General features: G+C 67.1%; 15 protein-coding genes. 3 read left to right on the forward strand and 12 right to left on the reverse strand.

The window, feature by feature from the left end; all coding sequences use genetic code 11:
* Nucleotides 1-55: 55 nt before the first annotated feature.
* The 9 genes from ACH34S_RS32275 to ACH34S_RS32315 form a co-directional block, all read right to left on the reverse strand.
* Entirely contained in the window at nucleotides 56-508 is a 453-nt protein-coding gene (locus tag ACH34S_RS32275) for a TadE/TadG family type IV pilus assembly protein (RefSeq protein ID WP_395956641.1), read from the reverse strand.
* On the reverse strand, nucleotides 505-729 hold the full coding sequence (locus tag ACH34S_RS32280; RefSeq protein WP_395956642.1) for a hypothetical protein: 225 nt from the start codon (nucleotides 727-729) through the stop codon (nucleotides 505-507). The genes ACH34S_RS32275 and ACH34S_RS32280 overlap by 4 nt, the downstream gene beginning before the upstream one ends.
* Before the next feature lie 35 nt (nucleotides 730-764).
* On the reverse strand, nucleotides 765-1,655 hold the full coding sequence (locus ACH34S_RS32285; protein WP_395956643.1) for a type II secretion system F family protein: 891 nt from the start codon (nucleotides 1,653-1,655) through the stop codon (nucleotides 765-767).
* Nucleotides 1,652-2,533: a type II secretion system F family protein gene (locus ACH34S_RS32290; protein ID WP_395956644.1), complete on the reverse strand. Its 882-nt coding sequence runs from the start codon at nucleotides 2,531-2,533 to the stop codon at nucleotides 1,652-1,654. The genes ACH34S_RS32285 and ACH34S_RS32290 overlap by 4 nt, the downstream gene beginning before the upstream one ends.
* Nucleotides 2,530-3,807 carry a CpaF family protein gene (locus tag ACH34S_RS32295; protein ID WP_395956645.1) on the reverse strand — a complete coding sequence of 426 codons (1,278 nt, stop codon included), beginning with the start codon at nucleotides 3,805-3,807 and terminating at the stop codon, nucleotides 2,530-2,532. The genes ACH34S_RS32290 and ACH34S_RS32295 overlap by 4 nt, the downstream gene beginning before the upstream one ends.
* Before the next feature lie 98 nt (nucleotides 3,808-3,905).
* Nucleotides 3,906-4,709: a hypothetical protein gene (locus ACH34S_RS32300; protein ID WP_395956646.1), complete on the reverse strand. Its 804-nt coding sequence runs from the start codon at nucleotides 4,707-4,709 to the stop codon at nucleotides 3,906-3,908.
* Nucleotides 4,710-4,711: 2 nt separating this feature from the next.
* Nucleotides 4,712-5,311, reverse strand: a complete 600-nt coding sequence (locus ACH34S_RS32305; RefSeq protein WP_395956647.1) for an SAF domain-containing protein — start codon at nucleotides 5,309-5,311, stop codon at nucleotides 4,712-4,714.
* A gap of 113 nt (nucleotides 5,312-5,424) precedes the next feature.
* Nucleotides 5,425-5,958, reverse strand: a complete 534-nt coding sequence (locus tag ACH34S_RS32310; protein ID WP_395956648.1) for a hypothetical protein — start codon at nucleotides 5,956-5,958, stop codon at nucleotides 5,425-5,427.
* Nucleotides 5,959-6,180: 222 nt separating this feature from the next.
* The gene (locus ACH34S_RS32315; RefSeq protein ID WP_395956649.1) at nucleotides 6,181-6,561 is read right to left on the reverse strand and encodes a hypothetical protein; all 381 of its coding nucleotides are present in this window, start codon (nucleotides 6,559-6,561) and stop codon (nucleotides 6,181-6,183) included.
* Between the two features lie 373 nt (nucleotides 6,562-6,934).
* Here ACH34S_RS32315 and ACH34S_RS32320 point away from each other — a divergent pair, with 373 nt between their 5' ends.
* Entirely contained in the window at nucleotides 6,935-7,159 is a 225-nt protein-coding gene (locus tag ACH34S_RS32320) for a hypothetical protein (protein ID WP_395956650.1), read from the forward strand.
* A 34-nt stretch (nucleotides 7,160-7,193) separates the two neighbouring features.
* Here the strand turns inward: ACH34S_RS32320 and ACH34S_RS32325 are convergent, their stop codons facing one another.
* Together ACH34S_RS32325 and ACH34S_RS32330 are read right to left on the reverse strand one after the other, a co-directional pair.
* A complete protein-coding gene (locus ACH34S_RS32325) occupies nucleotides 7,194-8,501 on the reverse strand; it encodes a helix-turn-helix domain-containing protein (protein ID WP_395956651.1) in 1,308 nt (435 codons plus the stop codon).
* A 310-nt stretch (nucleotides 8,502-8,811) separates the two neighbouring features.
* Nucleotides 8,812-9,930 (reverse strand): helix-turn-helix domain-containing protein, encoded by a 1,119-nt coding sequence (locus ACH34S_RS32330; RefSeq protein ID WP_395956928.1) that lies wholly within the window; start codon nucleotides 9,928-9,930, stop codon nucleotides 8,812-8,814.
* A gap of 157 nt (nucleotides 9,931-10,087) precedes the next feature.
* On the opposite strand from ACH34S_RS32330, the gene ACH34S_RS32335 reads away from it, so the two are divergent.
* Nucleotides 10,088-10,267: a hypothetical protein gene (locus tag ACH34S_RS32335; protein ID WP_395956652.1), complete on the forward strand. Its 180-nt coding sequence runs from the start codon at nucleotides 10,088-10,090 to the stop codon at nucleotides 10,265-10,267.
* Between the two features lie 606 nt (nucleotides 10,268-10,873).
* On the opposite strand, the gene ACH34S_RS32340 is transcribed toward ACH34S_RS32335, so the two are convergent.
* A complete protein-coding gene (locus tag ACH34S_RS32340) occupies nucleotides 10,874-11,668 on the reverse strand; it encodes a hypothetical protein (RefSeq protein WP_395956653.1) in 795 nt (264 codons plus the stop codon).
* Nucleotides 11,669-12,569: 901 nt separating this feature from the next.
* On the opposite strand from ACH34S_RS32340, the gene ACH34S_RS32345 reads away from it, so the two are divergent.
* Nucleotides 12,570-13,061: an ATP-binding protein gene (locus tag ACH34S_RS32345; protein ID WP_395956654.1), complete on the forward strand. Its 492-nt coding sequence runs from the start codon at nucleotides 12,570-12,572 to the stop codon at nucleotides 13,059-13,061.
* The last annotated feature ends 228 nt before the right edge of the window (nucleotides 13,062-13,289 follow it).

Raw genomic sequence — 13,289 nt, forward strand, 5'->3', positions numbered from 1 at the left:
TCTGCCTACGCCGACCCTGCCGGCGCCTTCGGTTCCCGAACCTGAGGGCTTAAGCTCACCCACCAGGGGTCACCCCCCTTGGGTTCGCGCCAGATGACCCTTCAGAATTCGTGAACCCACGGGGATCCGTGGTGAAACGTTCCCGAGGGCCGCGCACGGTCCTGGAGACCGTGATGTTGACGCCTGGCAGCAGCGACGGCGCGTGTCCGGTGACCCGCACGGTGATGGTGATGGTGCCGGAGATGGTGACGGCGGGCGTCTCCAGGACGGGCTCGGCGCGGGCGAAGGATGCTGCGGCGGTGCTTCCTTCCGCGAAGGTGCCGTGGCGGGCGCGGGCGACACGGAGTCCCTCTTCAGCGGCCGACTGCGCCACGTCACGGGCCACTGACACCATCACCGCCTGCACGAGCGCCAGGAAGAGTAGTCCCACGACGGGGAAGGTGATGGCCGTCGCGACGGTCGCCGATCCCTGGTCCCTTCGCTCCCGCGCTCGTTCGAGCGTGTTCACCGGCTGGTGGCGCCGGGGATCTCGTTGATCCAGCCGTGCACCTTGCTGGACACGGCCAGGTAGACGGCGAACGCCAGCCCGGCGAAGCCCGCCACGAGGATGATGGTCTCGACCACCCCGGAGCCGCGGTCACCACGGTCTCGCACGTCGGCGGCGAGTCGTCGGCCTCGGTGCTGGACGGCGAGTGCGACGCGGAGCGCCACAGCGTTGAGCAGGTTCATGGTCCCCCGATGTGTTGGTGTGGAAGTCCGGGCGTTCAGCCGGATGCCAGGAGTTTGGAGAAGAACGGGAAGCCGACCAGGATCACGAAGCCGAGCATGAGCAGGCTGGTGGGCACCCACATGGCGGTGGTCCGGGAGTTGGCCTCGGCGCGCGCGGCGGCGGACGCCTCGTGCCGCATTGAGGTGATCTTGGCGACCAGGACGTCATGCATCTTGGCGCCCTCGCTCCCGGCGATCTCGGCGGTGTGCGCCAGGTCGATCAGGTCACGGACGTCGATCTCCTCGCCGAGCTGGGCGAGGGCGCGCCAGGGTTGCTGCTGGGCATGCCGGGCGCGTGTCAGCGCCTGGTGAACGCGCCGGAACGGCCACCCTTCGGTGATCTTCGCGGGGTTCTCCAGCGCGGCGTTCAACGCGGCACCGGCTTCGCGCTCCAGGACAACGAGCTGGAGGTAGGCGGTGAAGGCGTACCGGAAGTCGCGGCGGCGCTGACGAGCCTGTGACCGCACGTTCCAATCCGGGACCAGCCACAGGACCGCCGCCAGGGCGAGCCCGGCAATAACCGGGAACGACCAAGCCGGTGAGCCGCCCGCCAACATCATCAGGCCGCTGAAGATGGGTGGCACGACGAGCCCGGTGATGAACAGGACCAGCTTGTCGAGCATGAATCGCTCGATGGGACGTCCGAGCAATGCCAGGTCTGCCCGGGGCAGGGCGAGCAGCCCGGCAGGACGTGCGATGCGATCTGCCAGCCAGCGTCCGATGCCTTCGCGGGTGCTCAGGCCGTTGACGGGCAGCGGGTTGTTCGGGACGGGCTGGATGCGCGCCAGCGCGGCGTCCAGGCGAGGAGGTGCAGGCCATAGCTCGCGGATGAGCAGGATGAGGCCGACGGCGCCCAGGCACCCGGCAAGAGCAGCGGCAACGGTCACAGCTCTGCTCCCTGCTCGACGGCCCGGTGACGGTTGGTCTGCAGAAAACGAGCGCCGGTCGACAGGACAGCCAGCCGCCGCATCCACCAAAGACCGCACCCGTAGATCGCCGCGACGACGGCCAGCACCGTCTGCCCTAGCGCGGTGCCGTAGGGAGCGGCGAACGTCTGAGACGAGGCGAACAGCACGCTCAACACGACGACGGACGCCACGATGACGATCAGCGTCGTACGCAACCCAGCACGCTCAGCCTCGACATCCCGGCGGACGAGGACCTCTTGTTCCACTGCGTCCGCAAGTAGCCTCAGCGCTTCTCGCGTCCCAGGGCCACGCCGACGGGAGGCCAGCACCAACGCGCAGGCGATCAGATCGGCGATCGGGTCGTCCAGCTCGTCGGCGAATCGCCGGAGTGCCTGCTCAGTGTTGGCGTGATTATTCAGCCGCTCCGCCAGCACAGACACCTCGGCGCGGATGGCCTCGGGTGCGATGCGGGCACTGTCGGCCAGGGCCTGTTCCAGGCCGCGGCTCGCGCCCATCATCTCGGCCAGCCGCCGGGACCATTGCGCCAGCGCCTCCAGCCGCGCGATCCGGCGCTGCGGTGCCCGTCCCGACAACATCGGCGGAACCGCGTACGCCCCGGCCGCCATCGCAAGGGCAGCAACCGGCCATCCCGACAACAGGAACACCACAAGAGCCACCACGGCACCGGCAAACAACCGGTTACGGCGTCCAGGCCAGGCCGTCGAACGCAGGAGCGCCTGCAACCGTGATGGCGGACGCACTCGCCGTTCAGCGGGTTCGGTACCCCGCAAGCCAGCCACAATCGCGAAGACGGCCCCGGCGGCGCACAGGCCCGCCAGGGCGGCAAGCACGCTCATCGCAACCAGCCTCCCGCGTCCGAGCTGGGCTTCAGCAGCTCGGGATCGAGGCCCTGGGCCGCGAGTTCGTCGAGGAGGGCGGCACTGATGTGCCCGCCAGCAGGGGTGGCTCGCCGGTCAGGTCCGGGGCTGAAGACCAGGTTGCGGGTCGGTTCCACCGAGTCGGCCGGTGGCCCGATCTCCATCACCTGCGACACGAACCGTTCATTGCTCGCCTGGTCCCGTTCCAGGTAGACGATCAGGGGCTCGGCCAGCCCGAACATCAAATGCACATCATCGGCTCCGAGGCCGAGATCGGCACGGCGGCCGAGCTGGACGACGCGGCTGAACACGTGCTCAGGCCGGTGGACGTGCAGGGTGCACATCGAGCCACGCGCCCCGGAGTACATCACCTCCAACATCGGAGCCAGCTCCCCGTGCCGCGCCTCACCGACGATCACCCGGTCCGGATTCAGGCGCAGACACGCCGGCACCAGATCCTGCAACCGGATCTCGCCCGCGCCCTCGGCATTGGCTTGCCTGGCCTCCAAGGCGACGACGTCATGGTGCCGATGCGCCAGCCGCGGGTCGTCCAGGAACAGCTCGAAGTCGCTCTCCAGCGTGATGACCCGCTCCTCGGGCGGGATCTCGTTGGCCAACGCACGCACCAGCGTCGTCTTACCGGTGTTGACCTCCCCGCACACGATGATGTTGCGGCGAGCCCGGATCGCCGCCTTCAGGAACGCCTCCAGCGGCCTGGTCAGAGTTCCGAGCTCGGTGAGCTGCCCCAGGGTGACATCGACCAGCCGATGTATCCGGATCGCCAGATGCGGGCGCCTGGACACCCAGCCCACCACGGCCAGCCGCACTCCGTCGGCGAGCGCGACATCCAGCAGCGGCGAAGCATGGGAGAACTCCCGGCCGGTGTTCCCCCGGCGCGCCAGCAGCTGAACCCACTCGACGAGGTCGTCATCGGTCTCGGCAACCGGCGGCCCCGGTTGCTTGGTGCCGTCGGTGTAGCTGATCCAGGTCTGCCGACACCCATTGACGACGATGTTCTCCACATCGGAGCGGTCCAGGTACGGCTGCAGCGGCCCGAGCCCGAACCGCCGATCGAAAACCAGCCGAGCGACCTTACGCAGCGCCTCCGCCGACATCACCCGACCGGACGCCAGCAGCCCATGTGACCACGCCTGAACCTGCGCATCGATCAACTGCCGCGCCCGTACCCGATCGACGCCATCCCCCAGGACGTCAACGAGCTGCGCAGAAACCTCTCGAACCGCCGCCCACACGCTCGCATCGTCCGTCTCATCGGGTGTTGCCGCTCCGGAGGACGTGGCGCCGGCGTAGCGGACTCCGTCCTGCCTGGCGAACGTCCATCCCGGCGCATTCACCGGTCGCCCCCAGCACTGGCGCCGCACAGAACCGCGTCGCTCTCGCTTCCGATGTCCGTCGGCAACGCCCCGGCGGTCGCGCGGATGCGCCGACCAAGACATTTGAACGACCGCAGCAGCAGCGAAGTCTTGAAGGTCCGTCGAGGCCGAGCACCATCTGAGAGGACTCGGGCGTCGGCGGGCGAGTACGGCAGCTCAGCCATCACCGGCGTCCCGAGAACGCGTTCGACCTCCGCCGCGCTGTACGGCCCTTCCGCGACCAGGCACAGCCCGGCGGTCGCGCCGTCGCTGATCTGTTCTCTGAGAGCGTCGAGTCGTGGTCCGGCGACATCGACCTGTGTCAACGTCGGCTTCAAAACCATGATCACGGTCTGCGCGGCCCGCAGCAAGGCGTCTGGTGTGTCCCGTCCACCAATGCGCCCGAGGTCGGCGATCACATCGCCCTCCCTAGAGGTCAACGCCTCGGCCAGTCGGCCCCACAAGGCCTCCAGGCGCACCCCGTGCCGAGGATCGCGAACACCGTGTAGCAATGTCACCGAGTCCGCGCCCGGAATGGGAGCCACATAGTCCTCCAACGCGAGCTGAGCGTTCGGACCGGTCTCGGCGGCCATCGCCAAGCCGAGCAGCCCCGGGCCAGCCGACTCTCGGAGCCGGTCGGCCAGGAAACCCGGTAGTACACGGCGCCCCATGGGGTCGCACTCGGCCAGCAGCACCTCGCTCGACCAGGTCATGGCCAGCCCCAGCGCGGTGGTGGTGACGCCCGGCGATCCGCCCGGCGAGACCAAGCAATGCAATGCCATGATCAGCCACGCCTTTCCGTCACAACGAGAACGACCATCCCGGCCGCCGCCTGCCGCGCCACCACACTGCTGTCGGCATCGGGCACCATCAAGGACACCGTCATCGCGCCCTCGCCATCCGGGCCGTCCACCTCATCGACCACCGCGACGACATCCCGCAGGGCGGTGGTCTGCACGCGGCCCTGCGAAGCGCCGGCCACGGGCTCCTGGCCCTGAGTGCCGAAGGTGAACACCACCCGGACACCCCAGCCGGGAGCCAGCCCGGGCGGCATCGCGCCAGCCTTCAACGGCACGGCGACCAGCGCCCGTCCCGCCGGAGGGCTCTGCTGCGTCGTCAACTGCGAAGCCGCGAGGAGCGTTCCCTTCCGCAGCCCAACGGCAGCACGCTGCCCGACGACCTGCCCGAGCTGCCGACCCGGGATCACCGTCACACTCGGCGCCACCGCGACACTGGCCCGGTCAAGATCAGCCTGCGTGATCTGGTGGCCCGCTGCGACATCACGCGCCACCCTGACGACCGAGACCCGGTCCCCCGACGAGCGGAACAGATACATATTGGTCGCCACGGCCAGTATCGACAGCAGCACCGCGGCCGCGATCACCCCTGGACGCCGCTGCCGCGCCAGTCGCCTGGACGATGGGGCACCCCCGCCGCTCACGGTCGTGGCAGCGGTAGGTCCTGGCAACACTTGGCCACTCGATTTCATACCGACCCTCATCCGTACAGTGCTTGCGCCTCGGCCACCCGCAACCGGAACGTCGTCGACCGGTCCAACGGCGGAAGCGCACCACCAGACCCGTCAGAACCGCGCCACGTGCCGCCCCACACCACGCTCACTCGCACCCGATGCGCCCCGCCAGGCTCATGCAGCGAAGACCGCGCAAAGGTGTGGGAGCAATCGGTGCGCTGCGACGCGGCCGGCCGCGACTTGTCATAGGCCGTCCCAGGTCCCGAGCACCGGACGACCGGCTCCCCAGCCCCCGGCGCGATCGTCATGCTCCGCGGCCGAGCGGTCACCTCAACCCACACGTTCCGCGCCGTGACACGACCGCTCAGCGGGTGCCAGTTGGTCACCCAGAACCATTCCGGCAGACCCACCAGCCCGCCCCTCCGGCGCGGCGGCGCCGTCCGCACCACCGGAGCCGGAATCGGCATCCGCGCCCACTCGGTCAGCGCAAGCGCGGCCGGCGAGACAGCGTCGCCACCCTCAGGCGCATCCGGGCAGACCACCTGCACGTACTCGCTCATCTCCTGACAAGTGCGGGGTCTTGGTTCCTGAAGCGCGTCCGTGCTGTTGTCTGTCGGCGGGGTGGCTGGGGCTTGCCCGCCGCTGGCTGGCGTCCCGCCGTCCTGGGCGCCGTATTTGTAGCCGTAGGAGTTCAAGCCTGGGGGAAGAGGATCCACCGGTGTCGTCGCGACACCGGAAACGAGGATCCCGGCTCCGAGTATGGGAGCAACGATTTCCATTCGTCAGCACCCTTCACCGAGCGTGGTCGACCTACTGACCCGCCACTGCCCATCAGAGCCCTTCACCAGCAGCGCTTGGGTGCGCTCCTGTTGAATTCCACGGTTTATCTTCTTTCGTGTGACCGAGTTCAGGAGCCCCGAATTGCGGGTGTCCTGGCAGTCGTCGACCGTGGCACCGCTCGCAGTGAGTTGAACGTTCTTCACGTGGACGATGATGTGACCGTAAGTCGCAATGCGCCGGCTCTTCATTTCGTCGATACGTCGCAGCACACGCGAAAGCTGGGGATCCACCATGACCGTAGCAAGTTCATGCTTGCGCGAGTCGGCAGGCAGCGAATCTGCGCGATCAAGCATGGCAACGAACTTCGTGTAGGCCGCCGCCACAGCCTTCTCTTCCGCCCCAGCCGACAACGGCGGTGGAGCACCGGATCCAGTCAACGACGGAAAGGCAACAGCATCAGGCCCTCCGCCACAGCCCGAACAAATCAATACAGCCACCATGACGGCCGGCTGCCAGAGTCGGCCCACCCGGCGACCACCCTTGAACAAGTCCCTACCTCACTTACTTGATCAATTCCGCGCCCTGTCGCAGCGACAATGTTGAGCGATCGTAGGCGCAAGCTGGACACTTTGCCTACGTCTCGCGCCGGAAAGGAGGTAAAGCTCTCTCAAATGGGCGCAGACGATCTGCCGATAAGGGGGACAATGCTCGTTATGTGGACATCATCACCGTGCATGCAGAGCCAAGGTGGAAGCCATGCACCGGTCCTGGGTACGGGCCCAGCAAGAACTCGAGGAGTGGTTCGAGACCGCCCGCAGCGATCCCGCCGCCGGTCAGATCTTCGGCGTCCTCACCCACTACTGCCGGACTCGGGAGGCCTACGAGCGGGAACGCGACTTCATGGTCCGCCAGGGCATTCCCGCATCATTCCTTCCCGATCCCCGGCCCGGTCGTTTCGCCTGCTCCAGTGGTGTCCGTTAGCCACCCGTGGTGGGGCAAGAACTCGTCCTTGGGATCAACCATCGCGGAACCGCAGTATAGGTAGACGGTCGTCTTGGACGTCGGGATTGCTGGTCACGTCCACACCGAACAGCGCGTAGATCCGGCGGAGTGCCTCGAAGGCGTCCCGTTCGGGGTCCCCGATTGCGGTCCAGGCTTGAACCCAGGTGTCCGCGCTGGCCAGCGAGGCATCACTCAGGAAGGAAGTCGGTCCGGTGCTACCAGGTCCGAGAGCACGTGGCTGGTCGCCCTGAAAGCGGCGCGCGACGATTCGGTGACCCCAGGGCCCGGGCGCTCGGGGCGCGACCACCTCGTCAGCGATCCGGAAGTACTCCAGCGTCATCTCCGTCAGCACGTAGGCGTTGATGCGCTGGGCGTATCCGCGCTGGTCCATGGCCCAGCACAGCATGTCGGGGGTAGCGATCGCGCCGGCCGTGGTGAGGCCGTCGGGGCGTACCCACAGGGCGCATCGGGTGCGGCCCAGGAACAGGCCTCCCTCGTGGGTGCGCAGCCGCCCGGTGCTGTCTTGGAAGTTGAAGCCTGTGGGCCGCAGGACGTCCTGGTTGCGTAGCGCCCCTCGGATGCCGTCGTTGCTGTGCAGGTCAGGCAGGATCTGCGCCGGATGGGGTGGGATGCTCTGCCACAGCAGCACCGGTGTGTCGTCCCAGTCCTGCAGGCGCTCCAGCGTGTCCAGGCTCTGTTCGGCTTCTTCTTCCAGGCCCCCAGGCGGCGGGCCGACGAAACTGACGGGAGCATCGCGTCCGCGTAGGCCGTCGTTGATAAGCCGGTAGGCGTCCTCGGACGGCAGATAGACGGTGCGGTCGCCATGCCGCAGGGGGATCGCGAGCCCGTCAGCGAACATCCCCCTGTCGTTCAGCATCCGGCGCACGATGACATAACGGTCTGGTTCCGGCACCGGCTCGACTTCGATCACCAGGTAGTACAGGGCGGCCTCGGTGGTACTCCTGGTCGGGTCGCGGTACCAGAAGTGGCTGATGATGACGCGTGGGCGCAGGTACTCGTTCAGTGTGTCGATGTACCGGTCGACGTCCGCCCTGTCCTGGGGAAAGGGCTGAAGTCTGGTTGCGACCTCCACCGCCCGGTCGCTTTGCTTCTCCGCCGCAACACCGCACACCAACAGCCCGCCCAGGGCATTGGCAAAGGCAGCCACGTCCTTGCACAGCTCGAACTTGAGTCTGTCGGTGTTCAGCGCGTACGGAGCGCCCTTGAAGTCCAGCCATGAACTCTCGGCCGTGCCGAGCAGGTCCTCTGGCTTACCCGAGGCCAATGCCTCTATCAACGCCGAACGGCTGGTGAGGGTCACAAGCGATGACCCTATTTCGGAAATGCCCCGATGCGGGGCCGATAACGCGCCATAGACCGCCAGTTCCTGCGGTCCAACCGATTCAACCAGGTACAGCACAAGGTGTCCGGATCAGCGCGGCCAGCCTCAACGACCGGCTCCGCGCCCCGGTCGACGCCGGGCTCGTGCTCCGGTGCGCCTACCCCTATCCGCCGATGAGCAGTCCCTACGAGGTGACGCCAGCCGAACGTCGGATCGGCGAGCCCCTGATCCGCATGGTGGCCGACACCGGAAGCGTTCGTTAGGGGAACGCGTACCGAGACACGCCGCGCTATGTGTCGGTGCGTGGGTATGGCAGCACGAGAGAGTGGATGGACAGGCCACGGATCAGCGAGCCAGCGAGTTTCTCGGTGAGGGCCGCTGGTGTCAGCAGGTCGGACGTTTCGCAGACGGCGATGCGCTCGTAGTGCGAGCCGTTATAGGGCGGGACTACGTCCTGATCTCCTCGCTTGACGACTTCGTAGGCCCAGGCACCGCCGCTCAATCCGGTCACCCGTAGGCCGACCAGCCAGTCTCCCTGGTAGCTGGCATGCGTGTCGGCCAGAGTTCCGGCGAGCGCGAGCGCTCCGTAGGTCAGGCCGAGGACCAGCCAGGGACTCACCACGCGGTACTGCGGCGCCTCGTTGATCACGTCGGAGACATGCCGCCATCCCGATACCGTCGAGATGCTCCCGGCCCCGCACAGAAGGGTGACCGACCCGTCCTCGTGGACAGAGGTCTCCAGGAAGCGCTCTTCGCGGATCGCGCCGGTCTCTCGGTCGACGCCGTTGACGAGAGCGCAGCCGGTGCTGCGCCGTTCCCACACGCCACGATCCAGATCCGGCGAGAACTCCGCATGGCCGCGGTCACGCACGATACTCCGGATGATCGGGTCGAGTTGGTACTCAGGACGTTGGGTGAACAGGTCGACCAGCGCGTCCTCGGCTCCGGTAGCGGGATGAACGACCAGGTACAGATGGCCGTTCTGCGGGTCGATGAGGGGGTCCTGGGCAGCGAACTGCTCCAGCCTCTGACGGGCGTGAGACTTGAGGATCTGTTCGGGTGTGCCGCCGTTTAGGTGGAGTGCCGCCTTGGCACGCCGGATCTGCGCTCGGGCGTCCGCCAACTGCTCCTGCAGGTCGGCGACGGAGGGTTTGGCGGACCCGCGGTTCTTCACCGCCCGGTCGCGAGCCCGCAGCCACGGCGCCGCGGGCTGCTTGCATGCGGCCACGAACGCCTCCAGCGTCCTGGCCTGAGGAACGCCCGGTCCGTTGATCATCTTCTGGATTGTGGCCGGGCTCAGCCCCGAGGCCTCGGCTAGGCGGTGCATGCTCCAGCCGCCCTCGCCGTACAGCGCGCTCAGCTGCTCGGCCAGGTCTTGGCCGGACTGAATCTGGTCCGGGTCGATCACGGTCAACGAAGCCACCACCGTTCAGTTTTGTTCAGTTTCATGTCGACGGTACTCGCTCCCATCAGGGCGAACACGCGAAAACCCAGAATGCGTCGAAGGTGAACGCAGTGGCCTCGCATCCTGCTGGTCGATGATCCGCATCGACGAAAGGAACACCGTGAGCGGGACCCTGCGCCCCACCGAGCCGAACATGGCTGTCGCCGCTGTCCAGGCGATCGCCACCCTGGTGTCCACCGCGATGACCAGCTGGCCGATCCTGCTGCGCTTCCTGGTCGTCTGCATCGCGATCTCCATGCCCACCGCGAGCCCCCTCGCCCTCTACCTGCTCATCCGGTGACACCCTCGTCGAGCGCGGGCCACGCCCGCCCTCCTTCGCGGCGGAAAGCCAATGGCCAACTGGAAGCCGGGCTGCCGGGGCGTTGTCAGGGCAGCTCGCGTGACTGGAGGGTCGTCGGTCGACTTCCTCAGTCGGCTCTACGACCTCGAGTTCAAGACTGTGGTCACGCTAACGCGACCACCAGCACGGATCAACGCAAACAAACCGATTGAATCCGCATCGCCAAATCACGGCGGCAAACCTCAGGACACCAGCGTCTGTCATCGCCATGTCGTCGCACACGACAACGGACTCGGCCGCCAAGCAGCCCACGAGCTCATCCTCATCCCAGATGACTCAATGCCTGGTTACGTCCTCATCCTGAGTGGCAGGCAACGATCTATTTCGGGAATCCGACGTCGGCGCCGGTATCCACACCACCAGCGTCAACGTGCTCGGCAGGTCCCCAGACCACACAGGGCCATCCTCATCTCCCCAACGAACTCACCCAAGGCAGTCCGGCCCCCTGGGCTGATCCTAGGCGAGGCTCACCTGCTCACCCACGATTAGGCCCGAATCGGGCAACCGCGAAATGGATTCCACCAGCCCGTTCGCCTGCCTACGAAGTCACATTCCTGCTCCAGGCAGGATGTCCTCTGCAGAGACACGGCCGTTCTTGACCGCAGCGGCGAGTTTAGCTTCGGCGGCCTGCCGAGCCGTGTACAGGCGCCACGCTGCCATGTCCCGGGCCTGCGCAAGGTCCTTAACGGTTTGGCCGTTTAGCCGCGTGGCGATGATCAGGTCGGCATCCTCGGATGTGATGACGTCCTGGCGTGCCGCGTTCCGCACCAGGGCGGCTGGGTCGATGTCCCGCGAGTATCTGTGTTCGCCCAACTCGTAGGGGTCGGTCGGCAGTTCACGGGTCGCGCGGCAACGTGCGCGGAAGGCGCCTTTGCGCGCCCACTGCATCAGCCGCGCGGCGATGTGCTGGCCATCGAGGTCAACGCGGGCCAACTGTGCGATGAACTCGGTGAGCAGTTCGGACACGATGTCGTCGATGAGCCCGTGCGGACTCATTCGGATGACCTGGGCGGCCGTGCTTTTCAGACCCGGCATCGCGACCCCGACGCACCCGACCACCCATGCCGGATCGCCCAGTCGAGCGCGGACGATGAGATCGCGCCAGGCGGCGTCCTTTAGGTCGTCGGATGCGGTAGGGGCGAGCAGGTGCATCCGCAGCTCGCCCAAGTTCACGGACCTGGCGGGGAGCCCGTGCCCTATCGCGCGTCCGTCCACAGCCAGTGGCTGTGGGCCCGTGATGAGGAGCTGGAAGGTCCGCTCAGCGACGTTCAGCGCGCGGCCGGGGCGCTCGTCTGTGGTGGTGCCGGACAGACGCTGGTCGTGGTTGTTGCGGTTGGTCATGACGCCCCCGAAGGTCGTGACGATTCGATGGCGTCAGGTCTCCGATGAGGCATGTGCAGTTTGTGAGCACTTCGTGAGCAGCAGGTGCTGCTCACGAAGTGCTCATGAACTGCCTAGAATCGCGCTGACCTGCGGGAACATGGATGGCGGCGCGTGCTTACGCGCAGCGGGTAAAGTCGCGTCCCTGCTCAAAAAGCCGTCTACCAGGGCGTTCGTGGGACAGAGGATCGCTCAGTAAAGGATCGGCGGCGGGCCCTTGCGTGCGCCAGAACCGCGGGACGGCGGAAGCCTCGCCTCAGGCAGGTGGGGGCCTTTCGGGCGGCGGCTCAGGAGCGCGGCGAGGTTGTTGATCGCGGGTTGGGTCCTCGGTCAGCGGCGGACGATGGGCGCCGGGGACCATTCAGGGGCTGCTGGATGCGGTGTGGGAGCGGGCGAGCGGCAGCGCGGTTTCGGGCAGCCGGGACGGAGGCTGCGGCATGTGGTCCTGGGCCCGCGCGTCGGGCCCAGTGGGGGGCCGGCCTGTTGACGGCGTGAACGCCGAGCACGGTCTGTGTCGGTGCCAGGCCTTGCTGCGGCTGATTCACGGTCTCGTCGGCCTGACCGATGTCACTGGACCTGCCACTGTGCCCGCTCGTCCTTGTCGTCAGCGCAGGTTGCCCGGCAGGCGCTTGCCGATCAGATAGAGGAGATCCGCAGCGATGCCGGACTTGGCCGCCAGGGCCCTCGCCGCCGAAGCGAGATGGGATCGGGCAGAGGCCCTTTTCCACTGAAGCTGTCCCCTGGAACCGTGGGGTAGTTGACACTTGACCCGGCGTAAGAGGCGTTCATTAATGGGCGCTGTCAATTGCGTCGTTCGGTTGCGCCACGACACTCGGTGTAATCGAAGAAGGGAACGGGGAAAGTGAACAACGAAGCCTGGGGCTTGGGTTCTCCTGGTGAATGGCTGTGGGGTTCGGCGCCGATGCGGTGGCGTCGGGTCTACCCCGGCCGAGCCGATCAGGTGGGTGTGGCGCGGGTGTTCGCGGCTACGCTGTTCGAGGGGACCGGGCGCGAAGAGGACGTGGCGGTGGTGGTGGCGGAGCTGGCCACCAACGCGGTCCGGCACTCGCGTTCGGGTAAGGAGCGGGGCTGGTTCGGACTGGAGGTGACGCTGGCCGACATCGCCTACATCGCGGTGACGGACCTGGGCGGGGGCTGTGTGCCAACGATCCGGTCGGAGATGCCGGGGTGTGAGCCCCGGGTGGGCGGCTATGGCCTGCTCACGGTGTCCAAGCTGGCCCTGAAGATGGGGATGCACGGCAGCGCAGCGAACGGCTTCACCGTGTGGGCCGACATGGACCTGCGCCGCCCGGCCCATCATCGCCCGGAGCGGCAGGTCACGCTGGCGTCGTAGGGAGGGCCCAGCCTGGGGTCAGCAGGCTGGGACCTCATAGGACAGCGTAGAAGAGCGCTGCCTGCGGCGGGAGGGCCCCGTCCGCGGACCCGCATCAACGGGCCCGTGGACGGGGCCGACACGTTTCTGTGTGCGGTGGGGCCTCGGCGTCCAGAGGCGTCGCCTTTTCGGGGTTCTTATCGGGCTTCTTTTCGGGCTTCTTTTCGGGGTTCTGCCTATGAACAGAAG

The organism is Actinomadura sp. 3N508 (assembly GCF_044326375.1).
GTDB lineage: Bacteria > Actinomycetota > Actinomycetes > Streptosporangiales > Streptosporangiaceae > Spirillospora.